The sequence below is a fragment of the Streptomyces sp. NBC_01723 genome, from assembly GCF_036246005.1.
Lineage (GTDB): Bacteria > Actinomycetota > Actinomycetes > Streptomycetales > Streptomycetaceae > Streptomyces.
Window position 1 is genome coordinate 1,542,156 of record NZ_CP109171.1, and the last position, 22,640, is coordinate 1,564,795.

General features: G+C 70.8%; 21 protein-coding genes. 3 read left to right on the forward strand and 18 right to left on the reverse strand.

The annotated features are described in order from the left end of the window. Positions 1–117 precede the first annotated feature (117 nt). Positions 118–2,730: an ABC transporter permease/substrate binding protein gene (locus OIE75_RS07355; RefSeq protein ID WP_307010700.1), complete on the reverse strand. Its 2,613-nt coding sequence runs from the start codon at positions 2,728–2,730 to the stop codon at positions 118–120. Further along, positions 2,723–3,811 carry a quaternary amine ABC transporter ATP-binding protein gene (locus OIE75_RS07360; protein ID WP_307010702.1) on the reverse strand — a complete coding sequence of 363 codons (1,089 nt, stop codon included), beginning with the start codon at positions 3,809–3,811 and terminating at the stop codon, positions 2,723–2,725. The genes OIE75_RS07355 and OIE75_RS07360 overlap by 8 nt, the downstream gene beginning before the upstream one ends. 193 nt (positions 3,812–4,004) lie before the next feature. On the opposite strand from OIE75_RS07360, the gene OIE75_RS07365 reads away from it, so the two are divergent. Both OIE75_RS07365 and OIE75_RS07370 read left to right on the forward strand, forming a co-directional pair. Further along, complete coding sequence (locus tag OIE75_RS07365; RefSeq protein ID WP_329473947.1) at positions 4,005–4,910, forward strand: 5'-3' exonuclease; 906 nt, start codon at positions 4,005–4,007, stop codon at positions 4,908–4,910. A gap of 177 nt (positions 4,911–5,087) precedes the next feature. Continuing rightward, positions 5,088–5,930 carry a siderophore-interacting protein gene (locus tag OIE75_RS07370; RefSeq protein WP_329470042.1) on the forward strand — a complete coding sequence of 281 codons (843 nt, stop codon included), beginning with the start codon at positions 5,088–5,090 and terminating at the stop codon, positions 5,928–5,930. On the opposite strand, the gene OIE75_RS07375 is transcribed toward OIE75_RS07370, so the two are convergent. Together OIE75_RS07375 and OIE75_RS07390 are read right to left on the reverse strand one after the other, a co-directional pair. After that, complete coding sequence (locus tag OIE75_RS07375) at positions 5,927–6,910, reverse strand: IS481 family transposase (protein ID WP_329473948.1); 984 nt, start codon at positions 6,908–6,910, stop codon at positions 5,927–5,929. The genes OIE75_RS07370 and OIE75_RS07375 overlap by 4 nt on opposite strands. Before the next feature lie 472 nt (positions 6,911–7,382). Continuing rightward, positions 7,383–7,964, reverse strand: coding sequence for a GNAT family N-acetyltransferase (locus OIE75_RS07390; protein WP_329470043.1), 582 nt, complete (start codon positions 7,962–7,964; stop codon positions 7,383–7,385). Positions 7,965–8,043: 79 nt separating this feature from the next. Between OIE75_RS07390 and OIE75_RS07395 the strand changes: the two genes are divergently transcribed. Next, positions 8,044–9,012 carry an RluA family pseudouridine synthase gene (locus tag OIE75_RS07395; protein ID WP_329470045.1) on the forward strand — a complete coding sequence of 323 codons (969 nt, stop codon included), beginning with the start codon at positions 8,044–8,046 and terminating at the stop codon, positions 9,010–9,012. Here the strand turns inward: OIE75_RS07395 and OIE75_RS07400 are convergent. The 14 genes from OIE75_RS07400 to OIE75_RS07465 form a co-directional block, all read right to left on the reverse strand. Continuing rightward, positions 9,006–10,502: a cytochrome P450 gene (locus OIE75_RS07400; protein WP_307010710.1), complete on the reverse strand. Its 1,497-nt coding sequence runs from the start codon at positions 10,500–10,502 to the stop codon at positions 9,006–9,008. The two genes, OIE75_RS07395 and OIE75_RS07400, sit on opposite strands and share 7 nt — an antisense overlap. Before the next feature lie 54 nt (positions 10,503–10,556). Then, entirely contained in the window at positions 10,557–11,177 is a 621-nt protein-coding gene (locus OIE75_RS07405) for a GTP-binding protein (RefSeq protein ID WP_122617301.1), read from the reverse strand. Then, positions 11,158–11,574 (reverse strand): DUF742 domain-containing protein, encoded by a 417-nt coding sequence (locus tag OIE75_RS07410; protein ID WP_122617302.1) that lies wholly within the window; start codon positions 11,572–11,574, stop codon positions 11,158–11,160. Before OIE75_RS07410 ends, OIE75_RS07405 begins: the two co-directional genes overlap by 20 nt. After that, positions 11,571–11,948, reverse strand: a complete 378-nt coding sequence (locus tag OIE75_RS07415; RefSeq protein ID WP_167308645.1) for a roadblock/LC7 domain-containing protein — start codon at positions 11,946–11,948, stop codon at positions 11,571–11,573. The genes OIE75_RS07410 and OIE75_RS07415 overlap by 4 nt, the downstream gene beginning before the upstream one ends. A 26-nt stretch (positions 11,949–11,974) precedes the next feature. Continuing rightward, the gene (locus OIE75_RS07420) at positions 11,975–13,597 is read right to left on the reverse strand and encodes a sensor histidine kinase (protein ID WP_307010719.1); all 1,623 of its coding nucleotides are present in this window, start codon (positions 13,595–13,597) and stop codon (positions 11,975–11,977) included. Between the two features lie 388 nt (positions 13,598–13,985). After that, positions 13,986–16,838: a DEAD/DEAH box helicase gene (locus OIE75_RS07425; protein ID WP_307010720.1), complete on the reverse strand. Its 2,853-nt coding sequence runs from the start codon at positions 16,836–16,838 to the stop codon at positions 13,986–13,988. A gap of 66 nt (positions 16,839–16,904) precedes the next feature. Beyond that, on the reverse strand, positions 16,905–17,855 hold the full coding sequence (gene tatC, locus OIE75_RS07430) for a twin-arginine translocase subunit TatC (protein ID WP_307010721.1): 951 nt from the start codon (positions 17,853–17,855) through the stop codon (positions 16,905–16,907). A 47-nt stretch (positions 17,856–17,902) separates the two neighbouring features. Further along, positions 17,903–18,190: a Sec-independent protein translocase subunit TatA gene (tatA, locus tag OIE75_RS07435; protein WP_122617306.1), complete on the reverse strand. Its 288-nt coding sequence runs from the start codon at positions 18,188–18,190 to the stop codon at positions 17,903–17,905. 276 nt (positions 18,191–18,466) lie between these two features. Then, a complete protein-coding gene (locus OIE75_RS07440; protein ID WP_307010724.1) occupies positions 18,467–18,661 on the reverse strand; it encodes a hypothetical protein in 195 nt (64 codons plus the stop codon). 10 nt (positions 18,662–18,671) lie between these two features. Continuing rightward, complete coding sequence (locus OIE75_RS07445) at positions 18,672–18,932, reverse strand: hypothetical protein (RefSeq protein WP_161328323.1); 261 nt, start codon at positions 18,930–18,932, stop codon at positions 18,672–18,674. 29 nt (positions 18,933–18,961) lie between these two features. Beyond that, positions 18,962–20,014 (reverse strand): helix-turn-helix transcriptional regulator, encoded by a 1,053-nt coding sequence (locus tag OIE75_RS07450; protein ID WP_307010726.1) that lies wholly within the window; start codon positions 20,012–20,014, stop codon positions 18,962–18,964. 18 nt (positions 20,015–20,032) lie between these two features. Further along, on the reverse strand, positions 20,033–20,986 hold the full coding sequence (locus tag OIE75_RS07455) for a helix-turn-helix transcriptional regulator (protein ID WP_114528839.1): 954 nt from the start codon (positions 20,984–20,986) through the stop codon (positions 20,033–20,035). A 137-nt stretch (positions 20,987–21,123) separates the two neighbouring features. Then, positions 21,124–21,495: an FKBP-type peptidyl-prolyl cis-trans isomerase gene (locus OIE75_RS07460; protein ID WP_307010728.1), complete on the reverse strand. Its 372-nt coding sequence runs from the start codon at positions 21,493–21,495 to the stop codon at positions 21,124–21,126. Between the two features lie 60 nt (positions 21,496–21,555). Next, positions 21,556–22,563 (reverse strand): FKBP-type peptidyl-prolyl cis-trans isomerase, encoded by a 1,008-nt coding sequence (locus OIE75_RS07465; RefSeq protein WP_329470047.1) that lies wholly within the window; start codon positions 22,561–22,563, stop codon positions 21,556–21,558. Positions 22,564–22,640: the final 77 nt, after the last annotated feature.

Genomic DNA, 22,640 nt, shown 5'->3' on the forward strand with positions numbered 1-22,640 from the left:
GGTTGTCCAAATCCTTACCGTGTCCCCGGCCGACACGACCCGAGGGGTGGGCCCGGCCGCGCGCCGTCAGGAGGCGCGGCCGGGCCCACCCCTCGGGGTGACCGGTGTGCGGTGCTACTACGGGGTCATCCGGCCCACCATGTCCGGGTGCTCCTCGAGCCAGGCCGCGACGGCTTCCTCCTCGTGGCCCTGCCCGCGGTCCTTGATCTCGGCCTCCAGGGTGCCGAGCTCGTCCTCGCTCATGTGGAAGTTCTTGATCCACTTGGTGAGCTGCGGATACTGCTCGGGGAACTTCTTGCTGGAGATGGTGCGGATCGTGTTGCCCTCACCGAAGGCCTTCTTGGGGTCCTTCAGCTTGGTCAGCTCGTAGTCGCTGTACGCCCAGTGCGGGGACCACAGGGTGACCGCGACCGGCTCCTTCTTGGCGTAGGCGCGCTTCAGCTCGGCCAGCATGGCCGGGGTGGAGCCGTCCACGATCTCGTACTCGTCCTCCAGGCCGTAGCCCGGCAGCACCTCGTCCTTGGCGAGCTGCATCTCACCGGTGCCGGGCTCGATGCCGATGATCTTCCCGTCGAAGAGGTCGGCCTTGCCCTTGAGGTCCGCGAGGGACTTGACGTCCTTCACGTAGGAGGGGACGGCGATCTCCAGGGAGGTCGGTTCGTACCAGGTGCCGAGGTCGGTGAGGTTGTCCTTGTTCTTGTCCCAGTAGTTCTTCTGGGCGTGGGGCAGCCAGGCGTCGAAGTTGAGGTCGAGGTCGCCGGAGGCCAGGCCGGTGTAGACCGGGCCGACGTCCATCTGCTTCAGGTTCATCTTGTAGCCGCGGCGCTCCAGGACGTTCTTCCACAGGTAGGTGACGGCGACGTCCTCCTCCCAGGGGAACCAGGCCACGTCCAGGGCGCGCTTCGCCTCGGCCGGGGTGGCGCCGCCGGCGCCCGCGACCGGGGCGAGCTTGTCGACGAGCCCCGGGTTGCTCTTCAGCCAGGTGCGGACGGCGTCCTGCTGCTTGCCCTTGCCGGCCTTGTTGATCTCGGCCTCCAGGCTGGTGAGCTGCTTCTCGTCCAGCTTGAAGTCCTTCATCCACTTGGCGGCGGTGGGGTCATCGCCGGCGAAGCCCTTGCGGGAGAGCGTGTGCACGCCGTCGCCCTTGCCCCAGGCACCCTTGGGGTCCTTGAGCTTCTTCAGGTCGAGGTCGTTGTACGCCCAGTGCGGGGACCAGAGCGTGACGACGATCGGTTCCTTCTTGCTCATCGCCCGCTTCAGCTCGGCCAGCATCGCCGGCGTGGAGCTGTCGACGACCTTGTACTCCTTGTCGAGGCCGTACTCCTTGGAGACCTTGTCCTTGAGCAGGGCCATCTCGCCGGCGCTGGACTCGATGCCGGTGATCTTGCCGCCGAACTGGTCGGCCTTGCCCTTGAGGTCCTCGAGCGAGTTGATGTCCTTCATGTACGCCGGGACGGTCAGCTCCAGCGACGTGTTGTCGTACCAGGAGCCGAGGTCGTCGAGCCGGTCGCCGTACTTCTTCCAGTACTGGGCGTGGGTGGTCGGCAGCCACGAGTTGGTGACGATGTCGATGTCGCCCTGCGCCAGGGAGGTGTAGAGCGGCCCCGCGTCGAACTGCTTGGCCTCGACCTCGTAGCCGCGCTGTTCGAGGATCTCCTTCCACAGGAACGTGGAGGCGACGCCCTCGTCCCACGGCACGTAGCCGAGGGTGACCTTCTTGCCCTGGCCGACGTTCTTGCCGTTCGCGACGGCCTCCGAGTCGCCGGAGCCGCCGAAGACGCCCATGCCGCCGGCCACCAGGCCGAGGATGACGACGCCGATGACGGCGACCTGCGGGCGGGGGCGGTAGGACCAGATCTTCAGGCCGCCCATGCTGCGGGCCTTGGCGGCGGCGCGGCGGCCGAGCGGCGACACCTGGGTGCCGAGCGCGCTGGTCATGCGGTCCAGGTAGATCGCGAGGATCACGATGGCCACACCGGACTCGGAGCCGAGACCGACGTTCAGCTGGCCGATGGCCTCGTTGACGTCGCCGCCGAGGCCGCCGGTGCCGACCATGCCGGCGATCGCGGCCATGGACAGGCCGAGCATGATGACCTGGTTGACGCCCGCCATCACCGTCGGCAGGGCCAGCGGGAGCTGGACGCGCAGCAGGGTGTTGCGGGGAGTGGTGCCGAAGGCCTCGGCGGCCTCGACCAGTTCCTTGTCGACCTGGCGGATGCCCAGCTCGGTCATGCGCACGCCCGGGGCGAGCGCGAAGATCAGGGTGGCGACGATGCCCGCGGAGGCGCCGGTGCCGAAGAACAGGATCGCCGGGATGAGGTAGATCATCGCGGGCAGCGTCTGCATGAAGTCCAGCACGGGCCGGACCAGACCGCTGACCCGGTCGGAGCGGGCCGCCCAGATGCCGACGGGCACCGCCACCACCAGGGCGATGATCGTGGCGACGAGCACCAGCGACAGGGTGATCATCGCGTTCTCCCACAACTCCATGGAGTCGATGAACGCGAATCCCACGAAGGTGAGCACACCGGCGAGCGTGCCGCGCAGCCAGAAGGCGACGACCGCGAAGATACCGGCGAGGAGCAGCGGTTCGGGCGCCTGGAGGACGGCGTTGATGCCGTCGTAGGTGCCGGTGAAGACGGTCTTCAGGAAGTCGAAGAGCCACGCGACGTGTTCGAGCAGCCAGTCGACGGTGCTGTTGACCCAGTCGCCGAGCGGGATCCTAGGCACGGGCCATCACCTTCTCCGGACCCTGGTCGCGCGGGCTGTCGCAGGTGCCGGGCTCGGCCTGCTCGTCGCCGAGGAAGCCGACGAGGCGACGGGTGGGGACCACGCCGACCAGCTCGCCGTCGCCGTCGACGACCGCGACGGGGTGCGGGGTTCGGGCACTGATCGCGCACAGGTCGGTGAACGACGTCTCGGGCGTGGCCGTCTCGCAGTCGCAGTCGGCCTCGTCGCCGCGCAGGTCGGTCTCCATGACGGCGGCCGTGGTCAGCACGCGGGAACGGTCGACGTCCTGGGTGAAGGAGGCGACGTAGTCGTTGGCGGGACGTATCAGGATGTCCTGCGCGGTGCCTATCTGGACGATCCGGCCGTCGCGCATCATGGCGATGCGGTCGCCCAGGCGCATGGCCTCGTTGAGGTCGTGCGTGATGAAGACGATGGTCTTCTTCAGGGTCTTCTGGAGTTCCAGCAGCTGGTCCTGCATGTCACGGCGGATCAGCGGGTCCAGGGCGCTGAAGGACTCGTCCATCAGCAGCAGATCGGCGTCCGTGGCGAGCGCACGGGCCAGGCCGACGCGCTGCTGCATACCGCCGGACAGCTCGTCGGGCCAGGACTTCTCCCAGCCGGCCAGGCCGCACAGGGCGAGCGCCTCGTCGGCGCGGCGTTCGCGCTCGGCGCGGGGCACGCCCTGCACTTCAAGACCGTAGGCAGCGTTGTCACGGACGCTGCGGTGCGGGAAGAGCGCGAAGTGCTGGAAGACCATGCTGATGCTCTTGGAGCGGACGTCGCGCAGCTTGCGCTCGCCGATCTCGGTGAGGTCCTGACCGCCGAAGCGGACATGTCCGGCGGTCGGCTCCAGCAGACCGTTGAGCATGCGCAGCAGCGTGGACTTGCCGGATCCGGACAGTCCCATGACCACGAAGATCTCGCCGGGCTCCACGGTGAACGACGCGTCGATGACGGCGGCCGTGGTGCCGTCGGCGTGCAGTTCCTTCCGCACGTCCCCCTGGCGCAGTCGTTCGACTGCCTGGTCCGGTTTCCTGCCGAAGACCTTGAACAGGCCCTCGGCTTCTAGTCTCGCTGACACGCTTACCTCTTGCATCGGGGGCAGGGACAGGGTGTGAAGCCTCGCTAACAGTTGAATGCATCAACCAGCTTCGACCCGGCTGCGCACCTGCCCCGATGCTTATGCACCAAACACAAGAGTGACCCAGTTCACACGTCCTCCCTCACTCGTCCACACGCTCTGCGGCATGATGCGAGGCGTGACCGGACGACTGATGCTTCTCGACACCGCCTCCCTCTACTTCCGCGCCTACTTCGGCGTGCCGGACTCGGTGCGGGCCCCCGACGGCACGCCGGTGAACGCCGTGCGCGGCCTGCTCGACTTCATCGACCGCCTGGTGAAGGACCACCGGCCCGACCACCTGGTCGCCTGCATGGACGCCGACTGGCGCCCGCACTGGCGGGTGGAGCTGATCCCCTCGTACAAGGCGCACCGCGTCGCCGAGGAGCGCCCCGCGGGCCCCGACGAGGAGGAGGTGCCCGACATGCTGTCACCGCAGGTGCCGGTCATCGAGGACGTCCTCGACGCGCTCGGCATCGCCCGTGTCGGCGTGGCCGGGTACGAGGCGGACGACGTCATCGGCACGTACACGGCTCGGGCGAAGGGTCCGGTGGACATCGTCACCGGCGACCGGGACCTCTACCAGCTCGTCGACGACGCCCGCGGCGTGCGCGTGCTGTACCCGGTCAAGGGCGTGGGCACCCTCAACCTCACCGACGAGGCCGCACTGCGCGAGAAGTACGGGGTCGACGGCCGCGGGTACGCCGATCTGGCGCTGCTGCGCGGCGACCCGAGCGACGGTCTGCCCGGTGTGGCCGGCATCGGCGAGAAGACGGCGGCCAAGCTGCTGGCCGAGTTCGGGGACCTGGCGGGCATCCGGGCCGCCGTGGACGACCCGAAGGCGAAGCTCACGCCCTCGCAGCGCAAGCGGCTCACCGAGGCCGGGCCGTATCTGGACGTCGCCCCGAAGGTCGTCCGGGTAGCCGACGACGTGCCGCTGCCGGACGTGGCCACCACGCTGCCGCGCGGACCGCGCGACGCCGCGGCGCTGGACGCCCTCGCGGCACGCTGGGGCCTGGGCGGATCGCTGCACCGGCTGCTGACGACGCTCACCGTCTGAGCGTGCGGCGCCGGCAGGCAATGGCTGGGCGGTGCGTCGACTCCCGGTCGAGGGGAAGTCGTACTCTGCGTGCGGAACGTCGCGGATCTCCCCTTCGTGACGCGAGAAGCGGGAAGGGGATGCTAACTTAGGTGAACCTAACTCAGTGATCCGCACGCAGTGAGCAGGGAGGCCGTCATGGCAGACCGTCCGGCGCGCAAGCCGCGCAAGCCGCACACCGCACAGGTCGTCCGCACCGAGCGGCTGACCCCGCACATGCAGCGTGTGGTGCTCGGTGGCGAGGGGCTGGCCGAGATCTCCGCGGACACCTGTACCGACCACTACGTGAAGCTGCTGTTCGCCGCCGAGGGCGTGACCTATCCCGAGCCCTTCGACGTGGACCGGATCCGCGAGGAGTTCCCCCGCGACCAGTGGCCGGTGACCCGCACGTACACCGTGCGCCACTGGGACGCCGCGCACCTCGAGATGACGCTGGACTTCGTCATCCACGGCGACGAGGGGCTGGCGGGCCCCTGGGCCAAGCGCGTCCGGCCGGGCGAGACCGTCCACTTCATGGGCCCCGGCGGCGCCTACGCCCCCGACCCGACGGCCGACTGGCACCTGCTGGCCGGCGACGAGAGCGCCCTGCCGGCGATCGCCCGCTCCCTGGAGGCGCTGCCCGACGGCGCCCGCGCCTTCGCGTTCGTGGAGGTCGACGGGCCCGAGGAGGAGCAGAAGATCGACTCGGACGTGGAGGTCGTCTGGCTGCACCGCGGCGCCCGTCCGGTGGGCCAGGCCCTGGTCGAGGCGGTGCGCGCGCTGGACTTCCCCGAGGGCCGCCCGCACATCTTCGTGCACGGCGAGGCGGCCTGCGTCAAGGAACTGCGCCGTTATCTGCGGATCGAGCGGGAGATCTCCCGCGAGGACCTGTCGATCTCCGGCTACTGGCGGCTCGGCCACAACGAGGACGGCTGGCAGGCCTCGAAGCGCGAGTGGAACGCCCGCATCGAGGCCGAGCAGGAGGGCGCCCCGGCGGCCTAGCTGTATTGACCCGCAACGTTGTTCACGCGGCTGATTGGTGGCTGGCCTCCGAGTGCGGTGTGGCAGCGGTGGTGGTTGTAGGTGTGGAGGAAGTCTGCCAGGGCTGCTGTTCGTTCGGTGTTGCTGGTGTAGGGCCGCAGGTAGGCCCATTCGTCGAGCAGGGTGCGGTTGAAGCGTTCGACCTTGCCGTTGGTCTGCGGCCGGTAGGGCCGGATCTTCTTGTGGGTGATGCCCGCGGTGGCCAGCGTCTGGGTGAACAGTCTGGACTTGTAGCAGGAGCCGTTGTCGGTCAGGACCCGTTCGACGGTGATGCCGTGAGCAGCGAAGAAGGCGTTCGCCCGCTGCCAGAAGCCGGCGGCGGTCTCCTTGCGCTCGTCGGTGAGGACTTCGCTGTAGGCCAGGCGGGAGTGGTCGTCGACGGCGGAGTGGATGTAGCTGTAGCCGATTACCGGTGTGCAGCTCTTGCGCTCGGTGGTGGTGGACTGGCGGTTGCGGTCACCGGCCGCGCGGCCGACAGTTCGCCATCCGCCGCCGTCGGGGATGTTGCCGAGTTTCTTGATGTCGACGTGGACCAGCTCGCCCGCTCTGGCTCGCTCGTAGCGGCGGATCGGTTCGCCGGTGGGCCGGTCGAGCCAGGCCAGACGGTTCAGACCGTGCCTGACCAGGATGCGGTGGACGGTCGAGGCGTGAAGACCCAGGATCGGTCCGATGCGTGCCGGGCCGAGCTTGCGCCCGGAACGCAGTCGGCAGACCCGGGCCTCGACCGCAGACGGCGTGCGGTGTGGAGTGGTGCGGGGCCGGCTGGAACGGTCGTGCAGCCCCGCATCGCCTTCGGTCCGCCAGCGGCGGACCCACTTGTGGGCTGCAGGACGGGATATACCCATCTCCGCGGCCACGTGCGCGACGGGACGGCCGGACAGGACGCGTTCGACCAGGATTCGTCTGCCGTGAACGGTAAGACGGGCATTACGGTGGGACACGAAGACCTCCGTGTGGTGAAGCCTAGACACCTCCACCACACCGGAGGTCTTCGCCATGATCAAGATCTCGACCCTGTTAACAACGCTCGTGGTCAATACACCTAGCCGGGCGCCCCACCCGCCCGCTCGGTCCCCGCGCACCCGCGCGTGCAGATGCATGTCGTGCCAGCCGTCCGGATGCGGCAGGGCCCTGCGCTCGACGCCCTCCCCGGGCAAAGCCCGCCCTGAACGCGCCCGGCAGGCCCGCCATGACCGACCGCCCGGGCGGAGCGCCACCGGCGCGCAGGCCCCCACCCGCTCAGTCCCCGCGCACCCGCGCATGCAGATGCATGTCGTGCTGGCCGTCCGGATGCGGCAAGGCCCTGCGCTCGACGCCCTCCCCGGGGCAAAGCCCGCCCTGAACGCGCCCGGCAGGCCCGCCATGACCGACCGCCCGGGCGGAGCGCCACCGGCGCGCAGGCCCCCCACCCGCTCAGTCCCCGCGCACCCGCGCATGCAGATGCATGTCGTGCCAGCCGTCCGGATGCAGCAGGGCCCTGCGCTTGACGCCCTCCGGGGCGAAGCCCGCCTTGTGGGCCACCCGGCAGGACGCTTCGTTGGCGACCGCGTGGGAGAGTTCCAGGCGCTGGAAGCCGACCTCGTCCAGGGCCCAGGCGGCCAGTGCCCGGGCGGCGCGGGCCGCGACGCCCCGGCCGCGGGCGGCCGCGGTGGTCCAGTAGGCGACCTCGGCCAGTCCGTCCCAGAACACCATCTCCCGCAGGGCGACCCGGCCGACCAGCAGATCGTCGGCCGCCTCGACGACGGCCCACTGCGCGTTCCGCTCCCGCTCCCAGCCCTGCCGCCAGTCGGCGATCCAGCCGCGCGCCTCGTCCTCGGAGTCGGAGGTCCGGATGTGCCACTGGTGCATCACCGGGTCCTGGAAGGCCGCGTGGACGGCGGGTGCGTCCTCGTCGCGCCACGGGCGCAGCAGCAGCCCGTCCCCCGTGGGGAGCGTGGGCTGCGGGGTGCCGGAGAGGGTGCCCGCGGCGAGGACCGGGTGCGTCAGGTAGGGCATGTCCGGCAGTCTGCCAACCGGCGGCACCGGCGGCCCAGCGTTTTTCCGGCGCCGTCGGCCGCCTCGTAGGCTGGCGGTGATGAGACGCCGCCCCCCTCCCCCGCCCTCGCCCCTGCCGCAGCGCGACGGCATCGACGCGATGCGGGTGCGGCTGCCCGCGCACGGCCCGTGGTCCACGGTGCGCGAGCACCTGGCGGAACGGCTGTCCGGCGCGGGCGCCGGCGTCGTCGACGGCATGTTCGCCGCCGGACTGTTCGTCTCGGCGGACGGCCGGGCGGTGCCGGCGGACGCGCCGTACGAGCCGGGGATGTTCGTGTGGTTCCACCGCGAGACGCCCGCCGAGGTGCCCGTCCCCTTCCCGCTGGAGGTCGTCTACCGCGACGCGCACATCGTCGTCGCCGACAAACCCCACTTCCTGGCCACCACCCCGCGCGGCGGCCACGTCACCGAGACCGCGCTGGCCAAGCTGCGCCGGGAGCTGGACCTCCCCGCGCTCGGTGCCGCGCACCGCCTGGACCGGCTCACCGCGGGACTGGTCCTGTTCATCGTGCGCCCGGAGGAACGCGGCGCGTACCAGAGCCTGTTCGGCGACCGCCGGGTGCGCAAGGAGTACGAGGCCGTCGCCCCGTACGCCCCGGGGCTCGCCCTCCCCCGGACCGTGCGCAGCCGCATTCTCAAGGAACGCGGGATCCTGGCCGCCCGCGAGATCGAGGGCGAGCCCAACGCCGTCACCCGCGTAGAACTGGCCGCGCACCACCGGGCCCCGGGCGGGGGTCCGGAGCTGGGGCGGTACCGGCTGGTGCCCGGCACCGGCCAGACCCACCAGCTGCGTGTGCACATGAACAGCCTCGGCGTGCCGCTCCTCGGCGACCCCCTCTACCCCGAGGTGACCGCCCCCGTGCCGGCCAGCGACTTCCGGCGCCCGCTGCAACTGCTGGCGCGGGAGCTGGGGTTCACCGATCCCGTCACGGGGCGCGAGCACCGCTTCCGCAGCGGACGGTCCCTCGGGGCGTGGACGGCGTACGAGGAGTGGGCCGGCGGTCAGTAGCCGCGCCACCAGAGCAGGAAGCGCTGCCAGGCACCGCGCGGCCGGGGCTGCTCGGGGAACGGCACCGGCTGGGGCGGCGCGGCGTTCGCGGGCACCGGCTGCGGCGGGTACGACGGAACCGGCGGCTGCGTCCGCTCTTCCATTTTCGGGATGCCGACGTGCCAGTCGGGGCGCCGCGCGGGGGCGGGCGCGTGGCTCGGCTGCTGCATGATGTCCTGCTGCTCCTTGGGCTCGAACCGCACCGGCAGTTCCACCAGGTGCCGGGAGGCGATCGAGGACCGCCACCGCAGCTCGTCCTCGTCACAGGCGAGCTGCACGTCGGGCAGCCGCATCAGCAGCGCGTCGATGCCCGCGTCGGCGATGGCGCGCCCGATGTCCTGCCCCGGGCACTCGTGCGGGCCGCCGCCGAAGGCGAGGTGGGAGCGGTTGCCCATCATGCTCGCGTCGAGGTCGGGGCGGATGCGCGGGTCGACGTTGCCCGGCGCGATGCCCAGCAGCAGTCCGTCGCCGGCCCGGATGCGCTGCCCGCCCAGCTCCGTCTCCTGCTTGGCGAAGTAGGCGAACACGGTGCTGAACGGCGGCTCGTCCCACAGCGACTGCTCGACCGCCTCCGGCACCGTCATCTGCCCGCCGCTGAGCTGGGCGCGGAAGCCGGGGTCGGTCAGCACCACGCGCAGCACGTTGCCGATGAGGTTGACGGTCGCCTCGTAGGCGGCCAGGAGCACCACCCGCAGGTGCTCCCTGACCTCGTCGTCGGTGAGCCCGGCGGGGTGGTTGACGAGGCGCCCGGCGATGTCGTCCCGCGGGTTGGCCCGACGTGCCTCGGTGAGCCGTCCCAGCGCCTCCATGACGTAGGCGTGGCTGGCGATCGCCGTATCGGTGCCCTTGAGGGTGTCGCGGGCCGCCTCCACCATCCGGTCGCTGTACTCGTCGGGCATGCCGAGGAGGTGGCACATCACGCCCATCGGCAGGTGCTCGGCGAACTGTCCGACGAGGTCGGCGCGGCCCTCCTCGCAGAACCGGTTGACGATGCGCTGGGTGTAGCGCTTGATGTGCCGGCGCAGCTCCCGGTAGTCGAGGTCGGACATGGCGCTGGTGACCGCGGAGCGCAGCCGTTTGTGCTCGTCGCCCTCGGCGTGCGAGCAGATGGGCTGCCAGGCGATGTGCGGCATCAGCGGGTGGTCGGGTTTGACCATGCCCTCGTTGAGCGGGTTCCAGATCCGGCTGTCGCGGCAGAACTGGGCGGGGGTGCTCACCATGTGCAGGTTCTCGGCGTGTCCCAGAACCACCCACACGGGTACGTCGTCGTGGAGCAGCGCCGGCGCCACCGGCCCGTGCCGCTCGCGCAGTTCGTCGTACAGCTCGTTCAGGTCGTCCGCCTCGTGCAGCCGGTGCAGTCCGCCCGGCCCGAGGCCGTGCGCGGGGCAGCCGGGGGGTGGGTCGAGCAGGGGGTCGCCCGTTCCGGTCGGGGAGTGGCGTTCAGGCGTCACAGTGTCGCTCCGCAGCAGAAGTGGGGGTCAAGGGGGTGGGTCGTCCGGGCACGGTCAGGTGAGCGCGCCCTTCATGGCGAGGGAGTGCAGGAAGCGCATCAGGGTCATCAGGACGTCGCGGCTGGAGGCGCGGCGCCGTACGTCGCAGTCGAGGATGGGAATCTCCTCGGGCAGGTCGAGCGCGGTCCGCAGCTCCGCGACGGGGTAACGGGGCGCGTCGGGGAAGGTGTTGACGGCGACCACGAAGGGCACGCCGCGTTCCTCCAGGCGCCCCATGACGTCGAAGCTGACCTCCAGGCGGCGGGTGTCGACCAGGACCACCGCGCCGAGGGCGCCCTCGAACAGTCCGTTCCACAGGAACCAGAAGCGTTCCTGGCCGGGTGTGCCGAAGAGGTACAGCACCAGTTGGTCGGTGATGCTGATGCGGCCGAAGTCCATGGCGACCGTGGTGGCGGTCTTGGAGGCGGAGCCGTAGTTGTCGTCGACGCCGATGCCGGCCTGGGTCATCGTCTCCTCGGTGGTCAGCGGTCTGATCTCGCTGACCGAGCCGACCATCGTGGTCTTGCCGACGCCGAAGCCGCCCACGATGACGATCTTCACGGCCGCCTCGGCCGTCTGCGGCAGCCGGTCCTCGGTGCGCGGGCCGGGGATCGTGTCAGAGTTTTTGAAGTCCATGCATCACCGCTTCGAGGAGGTTCCGGTCGGCCACCTTCTGGCGGACGATCGAGGCGCGGGCCTGCACCAGTTCCGCCGCCAGCAGGTCGGTGAGCAGCACGGTCACCACACTGAACGGCAGGCTCAGGTAGGCCGACAGCTCGGCTACGGACAGGGGTGCGGCACAGAGCCGCAGCAGGGCGGCCTGTTCCGGGGTGGCGGAGACCGGGGGGTCCGCGCGGGCCACGATCAGGGTGACCAGGTCGATGTCGGCGCGCTCGCCGTTGCCCTCGCCGCCGATGACGAAGAGCCGCTCGGGGTTGCGGGTCTCGCCCTCTTTGCCGGGTGGGGCGGGGCCGGTGGACTCGGCGGGCCGGTCCGGTCCGGGAGTTCGCCTCTGGCGTTGGGGAGGCGTCATACGGTCTGCCCGTTGCGCCGCGCGGGACTGGTGAGATGGGGGCCGATGCGGGCGACCAGGTCGGCCATGCTCAGGCCCATCCGGCCGGGTTCGCAGCGGACGTCGGAGAGCACGGCGAGGTAGGCGTTGGGGCCCGCGGCCATCAGGTAGAAGTAGCCGCCGTTCATCTCGATGAGCACCATCTTCATGTCGCCGTCGCTGGTGGGGATCTCCTGGCTGACGGCGCTCGCCAGGCTCTGCAGGCCCGCGCAGGCGGCGGCGACCCGGTCGGCGGCGTCGGGGTCCCCCGAGTAGCGGGCGATGCGCAGGCCGTCGGCGGAGAGCACGACGATCATCTCGATGCCCGGGACGCCGTCGTAGAGGTCCCGGAGCATCCAGTCGAACTTGCCTTGCTGCTCGATCACTTGAGGTTCCCCTCGTCGTCTGCCGGGGCGTGGGCCGGCTCGTCACTGCTGGACTGCTGGTGGGCCTGGGTGATGCCCGGGTGCTGCTTGAGGCCCTCCCAGAAGGCCCCGATGAAGTGCCCCGGCGGGAGGCCCTGGTCCTTGTGCTGCGCGGGCTCGGGCTCCGCGGGCGCCGGGATGCCGTTGCGGGCGCGTTCGGCGGCCAGGCGGGCCTCGCGCTCGGCATCCTCGCGCTCCCAGGCCGCCTGTTCGGCGAGGCGCTGGCTGAGCGGCATCTTGACCCGGCTGCGTCGCTGCGGCAGACCGCCCGCCGTCCACTCGGTGACCTCGGGGACGTCGTCCTCCATGGAGACGCCGGCCGGGATGCGCGGGCTGGTGGGGCGGCGCTTCTTGGGCTTGCGCTGCGGTCCGGGCAGCGCGTCCGGGCCCGGGGTGGGGATCGAGGTCGCGCCGATGCCGTGGGCGAGGCCGACGCCGGGCTCGGTGGTCATCATCTTGCTCGGCACGATGAGGATGGCGCGGACCCCGCCGTACGCGGAGGCCCGCAGCGAGACGTCCATGCCGAACTGCGTGCACAGCCGGCCGACGACGGACAGGCCCAGGCGCGGGTGGTGGGCGAGGTCCTGCACGTCGGTGCCGCGCTTGGCCTGCTCCAGCAGGCCCTCGATGCGGGCGCGGGACTCCTCGCTGAGGCTGACGCCGGCGTCCTCGATCTCGATGCAGACACCGCTCTGCACCTCGGTCGCGGTGACGTGCACCTTGGACGCGGGCGGTGAGTAGCGGGTGGCGTTGTCGAGCAGCTCCGCCGCGGCGTGGATGACCGGTTCGACCGCGGTGCCCTTGATGTTGACCTTGGCGATGGAGGCCAGGTTGATCCGGCGGTACTCCAGGATCCGGGACATGGCGCCGCGCAGCACGCTGTAGAGGGCGACCGGTTCGGGCCACTGGCGTCCGGGCCGGCCGCCGCCGATCACGGAGATGGAGTCGGCGAGGCGGCCGATCAGCGAGGTGCCGTGGTCGATGCGCAGGAGGTCGTCGAAGACTTCGGGGTTGCGCCCGTGGTCCTCCTCCATCTCGCGGAGTTCCTTGTTCTGCTGGTGGACGATCGCCTGGACGCGGCGGGCGATGTCGACGAAGGAGCGCTCCGCGGACTCGCGCATGGAGTCCTGGTGGTCGACGATTTCGCAGACCATGCGGATCAGCCGGCGCTGGGGCTCGCCGAGTTCGGTGTAGGCGGGGTTCACCTCGCCGAGGCGGCGCATCACCTCCGCGGGCGTGTTCCCCCTGCGCATGAAGTGCAGCACGTCGGGCAGCACGACGGCGCCGAGCTCGACCATCTCCTCGTGGTGGCTCGCCGCCCGGTGCTCCAGATACGCGCTGTGACGGGCGTGCGCGGCGCGCTCGGCCCGCAGCGCACGGCCGCGGCGTACCGCTTCGGCCGCCGCGGAGACCACCAGCAGCGTGGCCACGGCACCGCACAGGCCGACGGCGAGCCGGGCCGGTTCCGTCACGAGGGCGACGGCGGCCCCGGTGGCCGCGGCCATCAGTATGGCCGGCAGCAACAGCGTTCGCGCGTAGGGAAGTTCACGGCGACCTGGAGGGGAATCAACACTCACCATGTAGGCCCTCTGAAAACGAATCGGCTGGGATGGGGGAGCTTGCGACGGGGTAGGTCTGGGAGTTGTCGGGATCATCGACGCATAGAGAACAAGCGCGCGATTACACCTCAACTCGGTGCGCTGCGGGCGAGCTTAGTCCGGGCGGATCATCGTCGTGTCATATTCAGCAACCGCCTGAAACGGCCCTGGGGGCTGGAGTAAGGTCGGCACTTTTGCACTGCGGGGAACCATTCGAACACGATGCGTGAGCGTGTTCGGGTGTACGAGATTCACTCACCGTGATGAGGGAAGGGCGCCGGACTCCCCCGCGAACGCGCGAAGGCCCGGCGGTCTCCCGCCGGGCCTTCGTCGCGTGCCGTCCGCCCGGGCTAGGGGCTGTCTGACATCCCTAGCCCACGGACGAGTAGGCGACCACCCCGCGCAGCAGCTCCTCGACCGCCTTGCGCGCGTTCTTCGGGACCGTGGACCCCTGGGCGGGTGCGGCGGCCGCGATCTGGCCGAGGACGTCGATGACCTGCTTGCACCAGCGCACGAAGTCGCCCGCCGGCATCTCCGCCTCGCGGAGCACCTCGTCGAGGCCCTTGCCGGACGCCCACATGTACGCCGCCCAGGCGAAGCCGAGGTCGGGCTCACGCTGGCCGACGCCCTCGGTCTGGCTGATCCGGAAGTCCTCCTCCAGGGCATCGAGTCGGCCCCAGATGCGGACCGTCTCGCCGAGCGCGGCCTTGGCCTGGCCCGAGGGCACCTTCGGCGCCATCGCGTCGTCGGCGACCCGGGACTCGTAGACCAGCGCCGAGACGCAGGCGGCCAGTTCGGCCGGGGAGAGCCCTTCCCAGACGCCCTCGCGCAGGCACTCGCTGGCGAGCAGGTCCAGCTCGCCGTAGAGCCGGGCGAGGCGCTTGCCGTGCTCGGTCACCTCGTCGCCGCGCAGGTAGTCCAGCTCGGTCAGCAGCGCGACGATCCGGTCGAAGGTGCGGGCGATGGTGTTCGTCCGGCCCTCGATCCGGCGCTCCAGCTGCGAGGTGTCGCGCAGCAGCCGGTGGTAGCGCTCGGCCCAGCGGGCGTGGTCCTCGCGGTCGTCGCAGCCGTGGCAGGGGTGGGCGCGGATGGCCTTGCGCAGCCGGGCGATCTCCCGGTCGTCGGCAGCCTGCGACCGCTGCTTGCGGGCCCGCTCCGGCGGGATGTGACCGGCCTTGGTGCGCAGCGCGGAGGCGAGGTCGCGGCGGGACTGGGGCGAGCGCGGGTTGAAGGACTTCGGGATGCGCATCCGCTCCAGCGCCTCGACGGGCACCGGGAAGTCCATCGACGCCAGCCGCTTGACCTGCCGCTCGGCGGTGAGCACCAGCGGGCGGGGTCCGTCGTGGTGCTCGAAGCCGCGGTGGCCGTTGGACCGGCCGGCGGGCAGGCCCGGGTCCAGCACCAGGGCGAGGCCCGCGTACTTGCCCGTCGGCACGTGGATGACGTCGCCCGGCTTCAGCTTCTCGAGGGCGACGGCGGCCTCGGCGCGCCGCTGGTTGGCGCCCTGCCGAGCCAGCTCGGTCTCCCGGTCCTTCAGCTCGCGGCGCAGTCGCGCGTACTCCTCGAAGTCGCCGAGGTGGCAGGTCATGGAGGCCTGGTAGCCCTCCAGGCCCTCCTCGTTGCGCTGCACCTGCCGGGAGATGCCGACGACCGACTTGTCCGCCTGGAACTGCGCGAAGGAGGTCTCCAGCAGCTCCCGCGAGCGGTGCCGCCCGAACTGCTCGACCAGGTTGACGGCCATGTTGTACGACGGCCGGAAGCTGGAGCGCAGCGGGTAGGTGCGGGTGCCGGCCAGTCCCGCGAGGTGCTCGGGGTTCATGCCGCGCTGCCACAGCACCACGGCGTGGCCCTCGACGTCGATGCCGCGCCGGCCGGCCCGGCCGGTGAGCTGGGTGAACTCGCCGGGGGTGATGTCGGCGTGCTGTTCGCCGTTCCACTTGACGAGCTTCTCCAGCACCACCGAGCGGGCGGGCATGTTGATGCCGAGGGCGAGGGTCTCGGTGGCGAAGACGGCCTTCACCAGTCCGCGGACGAACAGCTCCTCGACGACCTCCTTGAACGTCGGCAGCATGCCCGCGTGGTGGGCGGCGATGCCGCGCTCGAGGCCCTCCAGCCACTCGTAGTACCCCAGGACGTGCAGGTCCTCGGTCGGGATGGAGGCGGTGCGCTCCTCCACGAGGGCGCGCACCCTGTCCCGCGCGTCCTCGTCGTTGAGCCGCAGGCCGGCGTAGAGGCACTGCTGGACGGCGGCCTCGCAGGCGGCGCGACTGAAGATGAAGGTGATCGCCGGCAGCAGGCCCTCGGAGTCGAGCCGCTCGATGACCTCGGGGCGGCTGGGCGTCCACACCCGGGAGCGCTGTCGGCGCTCGCGCTCCCGGTCGGCCTCCTTCATGGCGCGGCCGCGCCTGCGGTCCTGGTAGGACGGGCGGCTCGCCTCCATGCGCGCCATGCGCGTGAGGTCCGGGTTGACGGCTCTCTTGCGGCCCTCGCCCTCCTCGAACAGGTCGTACATCCGGCGCCCGGCGAGCACGTGCTGGAACAGCGGCACGGGCCGGTGCTCGGAGACGATCACCTGGGTGTCGCCGCGGACGGTGTCGAGCCAGTCGCCGAACTCCTCCGCGTTGGACACGGTCGCCGACAGTGACACCAGGGTCACGGACTCGGGGAGGTGGATGATCACCTCCTCCCACACGGCGCCGCGGAAGCGGTCGGAGAGGTAGTGCACCTCGTCCATGACCACGTATCCGAGGCCGAGGAGGGTCTGGGAGCCCGCGTAGAGCATGTTCCGCAGGACCTCGGTGGTCATGACGACGACCGGGGCCTCCGAGTTCACGCTGTTGTCACCGGTGAGGAGGCCGACGCGGTCCGAGCCGTAGCGGCGGCACAGGTCGGCGTACTTCTGGTTCGACAGTGCCTTGATGGGCGTCGTGTAGAAGCACTTCTTGCCCTGCTGGAGGGCGAGGTGGACGGCGAACTCGCCGACGATCGTCTTGCCGGAACCCGTGGGCGCGGCCACCAGCACGCCCTTGCCCGCTTCGAGGGCCTGACAGGCCTCGATCTGGAAGGGGTCGAGGCCGAAGTCGTACATCTCGCGGAAGGTGGCGAGCGCGGTGGCCTGCTCGACAGCGCGCTGACGGGCTGCCGCGTACCGCTCGGCCGGTGAGAGATCCTCTGTCATCGTGCTTTCGAGCGTACCGGGCCGCACTGACAACAGGACGATCATTATCCGGAACGGCCCTGTGGGGGTTCCGTGGGGGCGGCGGCGCCTGCCGTCACCGCCCCGGTGGCGCTAGGTCACGTCGTCGTAGCCGTTGACCCGGTCCCTCGTGGCCTGCTCGGGCAGGGCGCGGGCGGTGGTCACGGCCTCGACCTCGCCGATGCTCTCGGGGTTCAGGTCCAGGTCCGACGCCTCGTCGTCGTCGGGCTCCAGGGCCTCGCGACGGGCCCTGCGGCGGTCGTTGACCAGGGAGACGGCGACGGCGGCGAAGTACAGCACCCAGATCGGCCCGGCCAGCAGGATCATGGTCAGCGGGTCCGTGCTCGGCGTGGCGATGGCCGCGAACAGCGTGATGCCCATGATCATCGCGCGCCACCAGCCGAGCATCCGCCTGCCGGACAGCACTCCGGTGAGGTTGAGCATCACGAGCAGCAGGGGCAGCTCGAAGGAGAGTCCGAAGACGATCACCATGCGGGTGACGAGGTCGAGCAGGTCGTCCAGCGGCAGCAGGTTGTCGACGTCGCTCGGCGTGAACTCGATCAGCACCTCCGCGGAGGTGGGCAGCACCGCGTAGGCGAAGTAGGCGCCGATGAGGAACAGCGGGGCACCGGTGGCGACGAACGCGTAGGCGTACTTCTTCTCGTTGCGGTGCAGCCCCGGGGCGACGAACGCCCACAACTGGTAGAGCCAGACCGGCGAGGCCAGCACGATGCCCGCCGTCAGCGACACCTTCAGCGCCAGGGTGAACGGGCCGAGCAGACCGTTGATGGTGATCTGCGCGCACGGCTCCGAGCCGGCCGTCGACTCGGCCAGCTCCGCGAAGGACTTCTCACAGCCGATCGACTGGAGGATCGGATCCGTGAGGGCGTTGATGATCCACTCGTAGAAGAAGGCGGCGACCACCGTGACGACGACGATGGCCAACAGTGCCTTCGCGAGCCGGTTGCGGAGCTCACGCAGGTGCTCCGCCAGGGGCATCCGCCCCTCCGGGTCCCTCTCCTTGGTGCGGGCAGGCTTCAGCAACCCACGTTCCCATCTCGTGCGGCGGGCCGGAGGTCACCGGCCCTGCGTCAGCGCTTGGTCGTGTCCGTCGGCTCGTTGACCGGGCGGGAACTGGTCACGTCACCGGGGGCGGCCTGGATGGTGCGCTGCGCCGCGGACTGCTCGGGGTTGGGCGGGTCGGCGGGGGCGGACGAGTCGTTCTTGCCCTCGCTCTTCATCGCCTTGGCCTCGCTCTTGAGGATGCGCGCGGACTTGCCGAGGGAGCGCGCCATGTCCGGAAGCTTCTTCGCGCCGAACAGCAGGATGATGACGACGAGGATGAGAATGATCTCGGGGGCTCCGAGCCTTCCGAACATAAGTCTTTACCTTCTCACCGAGGCGGCTGGGTGGGGTGCTGTCCGACCGGTCGGACACACGTCCGATCGATCGCCTTGTGCAGCGATCGTAACGCTCAGGGGTGAACGTGAGGCAATCCCCGTGCGTACTCCCGTCCGCGGCCGGGCCTCGTTTTCCGGGCCGCGACCAGCAGCGTACCTTCAGGGGCCTGTGGGGTGACAGGGCGAATCGGTCCACAACGCGACTCGCGCGCGTCCGTCGGGCGGTCGCGGAGCCGCGTGGCGCGGTTCCCGCGTTCACAGCGCGTCCACGGAACGGGCGGCGCTCTCCGTGGCCCGCTCCAGATCATCCGCGGCCCGGCCGATCCTTTGGGCCGAGTCCGTCACCTGCCTGGCGAGTCGCTGCGTCTCCACGAACACCTTCACGGCGAACACCGTGAGGACGGCGAGACCAAGGAAACCCAGGGCAACGGCGAACATCGGCCAGAACATGACGTCGAGACTAGACCGTGGAGTGCAGCCGCAGTGTCCTGACCCCGCCGCCCGTGAGCAGTTCCACCACCCGCTCCCCCGCCGGCTTGCGGACCGCGGAGCCGCACTCGGGGCAGGTGAACGAGTAGAAGGTGGTGCGGCTGGAGGCGCCGATGGCCAGCCGAAGGGCGCTCGCGGCGAGTTCGAAGCGGCCCCGGCAGTCCGGGCAGCCCGCCTTGAACACGATCGGCGACACCCGTCTCATGCCCGCGAACGCGGACGCCGCCGACATGCCCGGCCCAACTGGTCCCAGGGGCTCGCTCACAGTCCTCGCTCCTGCCTTTCGTGCGGGCCCTCGACCGTCTCGACGCCGGCTGCCGGACCGGCCGCCTCGATCCCGTCGTAGGCGGCCAGCGCCTCCCGGGCGGCGTGCCGGGCGCTGTCGGCCAGCTCGGGCGGGGAGACGATCCGGCCGTCACGGCCCAGCCGCAGCGCCAGCCGCCGCAGAGAGGCCGGCTCGGGGGTGCGCAGGGTGATGCGCAGTCCGCCGTCGGGAAGTTCGTCCGCGCTGTCGTGCGGGTAGTACTCGGCGACCCAGCGCCCGCCCGGGCCGACCTCGACGACCACCTCCGGGTCCTCGGCGGCGGGCTGCACCAGGCCCTCCGACAGGTCCCGCAGCTCCACCTCGGGCGGCGCGGACGGCTCGTCCAGGATGCGGATCTCGGCGACCCGGTCGAGGCGGAAGGTGCGCCGCGCCTCGGAGCGGCGGCACCACGCCTCCACGTAGGTGTGCCCGACGCTGACCAGCCGGATGGGGTCGATCTCGCGCTCGGTGACCTCGTCGCGGGCCGGTGAGTAGTAGCGGATCCACAGCCGGCGGCGCTCGGAGATCGCCCGGTCGACGTCGGCGAAGACGCCGCCCTCGGACTCGAAGGTGACGGACAGCCTCGAACTGGCGCCCGCGGCCTCCCCGGCCGAGGTCTCCACCTTGGCGGTCGCCCGCAGCAGTGCCTGCCGGTCGCTCTCGCGCAGGCCGGGCAGGGTCGCCACGGCCCGGGCGGCGACCAGCAGCGCGGTGGCCTCGTCGGCGGCGAGCCGCAGCGGCTCCGCGGCGTCGGCGCCGAGCGCGGCCGGGTTGTGCCACCAGATGCGCTCGCCGTCGGTGTCGATGTCGAGCAGGTCGCCGCCGCGGAAGCTGGTGCCGCACATGGGCAGCACGTCGAGGTCGGAGACCAGCTCGTCCTCGGTGATGCCGAAGGCCCGAGCGACGTCCTCGATCCGCGCCCCGGGACGCTCCCTCAGATACGTCACCAGGGACAGCATCCGCCGGGTCTGGTCGATGGCGTTCACTGCCCTGACCGGTTTGCCTGCCACTGTGTTGTCCGCTCCCCCTCAGCCCTTGGCGACGGCACGCAGCCGGTCCACCACGTCCGCACGCAACTCCGCGGGCTCCAGCACCACCACGTCCGGCCCGAACTCGACCAGCCAGGCGTCCAGGCCGTGCCCGTACGGAATCTCCAACTCGTCCCAGCCGTCACCGAGTTCCCGTACGGCGGTGGCCTTCGCCCGCAAGGGGTATCCCGCGCCCGCACGCAGCCTGATCCGCGCGGAGCGGTCGGCGGTCTCCCCCGCCCAGCTCGCGACCGTCTCACGGACGGTGACGACGTCGGGCACCGGCGCGGTGAAGCGCCCGCCGCGCGAGCGGACCCGGCCGGTGATCCGCGACAGCCGGAAGACCCGCTCGGCCCCGCGGTCGCGATCGAAGCCCGCCAGGTACCAGTGCCCGCGCCAGCACTCCAGCGCCCAGGGCTCCACGTGCCGGGGCTCGGGCTGCGCGGCGTTGGCCTTGCGGTAGTCGAAGCCGACGGGCCGGCGGTCGCGGCAGGCGAGCATCAGCGGCTCGAAGGCCGCCTCGTGCACCGGGATGCGCGGCTCCAGCGCGCTGTGCGGCTCATAGGGGTCGACGTCCTCCGGCAGCCCCGCCGCGCGCAGCTTCTGCAGGGCGCCGCTGGCCGCGCCGGCGAGCCGGGCCTGCTGCCACACCTTCGCGGCGAGCCCCAGCGCCGCGGCCTCCTCGGCGTCCAAGGTGATCGGCGGCAGCCGGTTGCTGTCCCGGCGGGCCAGGTAGCCGATCTCTCCGTCGAGGCTCTCCACGGTCTCGATGACCAGTCCGAGTTCGCGCAGGTCGTCCTTGTCGCGCTCGAACATGCGGTTGAAGGAGTCGTCGGAGCCCGCTTCGAGGTAGGCCTCGACGGACTCACGCAGCTCACGCTTGCTGAGCGGCCGCCGTGTCCCGAGCAGACACAGCGCCAGGTTCATCAGCCGCTCGGCCTTGGCAATGGCCATCGACGCCCTTCTCCCTATGGTGCTTACGACGGATGACCGTACCGCCCCGGGGTGGCGCGGCAAAAGCCGAGGGCCCATGCCCGGACAGGCATGGACCCTTGATGACCGGCTCTGATCACCGTCCGTTCGGACGTGGATCAGACTCCGAGCAGATCGACCACGAAGATCAGCGTCGAGCCGGGCGGGATCGCCGGGGTCGGGCTCTGGTTGCCGTACGCGAGGTGCGCCGGGATGGTCAGCTGGCGGCGACCGCCGACCTTCATGCCCTGCACGCCCTTGTCCCAGCCCGCGATGACGCGGCCGCCGCCGAGCGGGAAGCGGAACGGCGCACCGCGGTTCCAGCTCGCGTCGAACTCCTCGCCCGTGCTGAAGGTCACGCCCACGTAGTGGACGGTCACGGTCTGACCGGCCTCGGCAACCGGGCCGTCGCCCTCCCAGATGTCCTTGATCTCGAGGTCCGCCGGCGGCTCGCCGCCCGGGAAGTCGACCTCGGGCTTGTCGATGCTCACGTGTTCAGCTCCTGCTTGTCTGCGGAAAGGCAACGGGCCAAGTCTTACATCTCCGGAGCGTCACATCTTCGCCAGGATGTCGACCGAGAAGACGAGCGTGGAGTCCTTCTCGATGCCGCTGCCCTCCGGCGGGCTGTCGCCGTACCCCAGGTCCGGCGGGATCACGATGAGGACGCGGCTGCCGACCTTCTTGCCGGTCAGACCCTGCGACCAGCCCTTGACGACCTGCTGCAGCGAGAACGACGTCAGCTGCTTCCTGCTGTACGTCGAGTCGAACTCCTTGCCGCCGTCCCACACGACGCCCTTGTACTGCACGAGGACGCTGTCCTGCGCGCCGACCTCGGCGCCGTCGCCCTCCAGGACGTACTCCGCCACGAGCTTCTTCGGCGCGTCGGTCTTCGGCACCTCGATGGAGGGCGCCTTGCCGTCGGTGTTGGTGCCGACCTCGGGCAGCGCCGCGTCGTCCTGCGGCACCTCCTTGCCCTTGGCGGAGCTCTTGGCGTTGAACGTGTCCTGCAGATCGACCACGAAGACCAGCGTGTCGGTGCCCTTGATGCCCGCCTGCTCGTTGCCCTGCTCGCCGTACCCCCAGGTGGGGGGCACCGAGAACTCGACGCGGCTGCCGGTCTTCTTGCCCGTGAGCGCGTACCGCCAGCCGTCGATGATGCTGCCCTGGGCGAGCTGGATGACGAGAGGCGTCTTGCGGTCGTAGGAGTTGTCGAAGACCTTCGCGCTCTGCCAGACCTGCCCGAGGTAGTTCGCCGACACGAAGTCGCCCTCCGCGACGGCCTTGCCGCCGCCCGCGATGACCGTCTTCACCGCGAGGTCCTTGGACGGCTCCCCGCTGCCCTTGGCGACCGTCGGCTTCTCGTCGAACTTCGTCCCCGCCGTGATGGCCGGCAGCGGACCGTCGACGATCTTCGGCGGCGGCGGTGCCGACGTCGTGGCCGACGCCTCGGGCGACGGACTGTCGGTCGCGTTGCCCGAAGAGCCGGAGTCGTCGTCACCGCATGCGGCGAGCGTGGCCAGTCCCGCGGGGACGGCGATGAGGAGGGAACGTCGGCGCACGGTGGGGGCCTCGTATCGATGGGGGACTGCGTGATGGCGTGCGCGCAACTCTACGGCGTGAGAAGGGCACCGTACGG

What these genes read in the sequence shown, in the direction of transcription:
- OIE75_RS07365 (WP_329473947.1), top strand. Translation starts at nt 4,005, where the DNA reads ATGCTTCTCGACACCGCCTCCCTCTACTTCCGCGCCTACTTCGGCGTG.
- OIE75_RS07370 (WP_329470042.1), top strand. Translation starts at nt 5,088, where the DNA reads ATGGCAGACCGTCCGGCGCGCAAGCCGCGCAAGCCGCACACCGCACAG.
- OIE75_RS07390 (WP_329470043.1), bottom strand. Translation starts at nt 7,964, where the DNA reads ATGCCCTACCTGACGCACCCGGTCCTCGCCGCGGGCACCCTCTCCGGC.
- OIE75_RS07395 (WP_329470045.1), top strand. Translation starts at nt 8,044, where the DNA reads ATGAGACGCCGCCCCCCTCCCCCGCCCTCGCCCCTGCCGCAGCGCGAC.
- OIE75_RS07405 (WP_122617301.1), bottom strand. Translation starts at nt 11,177, where the DNA reads ATGGACTTCAAAAACTCTGACACGATCCCCGGCCCGCGCACCGAGGAC.
- OIE75_RS07410 (WP_122617302.1), bottom strand. Translation starts at nt 11,574, where the DNA reads ATGACGCCTCCCCAACGCCAGAGGCGAACTCCCGGACCGGACCGGCCC.
- OIE75_RS07415 (WP_167308645.1), bottom strand. Translation starts at nt 11,948, where the DNA reads ATGCTCCGGGACCTCTACGACGGCGTCCCGGGCATCGAGATGATCGTC.
- OIE75_RS07420 (WP_307010719.1), bottom strand. Translation starts at nt 13,597, where the DNA reads ATGGTGAGTGTTGATTCCCCTCCAGGTCGCCGTGAACTTCCCTACGCG.
- OIE75_RS07425 (WP_307010720.1), bottom strand. Translation starts at nt 16,838, where the DNA reads ATGATCGTCCTGTTGTCAGTGCGGCCCGGTACGCTCGAAAGCACGATG.
- tatA (WP_122617306.1), bottom strand. Translation starts at nt 18,190, where the DNA reads ATGTTCGGAAGGCTCGGAGCCCCCGAGATCATTCTCATCCTCGTCGTC.
- OIE75_RS07440 (WP_307010724.1), bottom strand. Translation starts at nt 18,661, where the DNA reads ATGTTCTGGCCGATGTTCGCCGTTGCCCTGGGTTTCCTTGGTCTCGCC.
- OIE75_RS07445 (WP_161328323.1), bottom strand. Translation starts at nt 18,932, where the DNA reads ATGTCGGCGGCGTCCGCGTTCGCGGGCATGAGACGGGTGTCGCCGATC.
- OIE75_RS07455 (WP_114528839.1), bottom strand. Translation starts at nt 20,986, where the DNA reads ATGGCCATTGCCAAGGCCGAGCGGCTGATGAACCTGGCGCTGTGTCTG.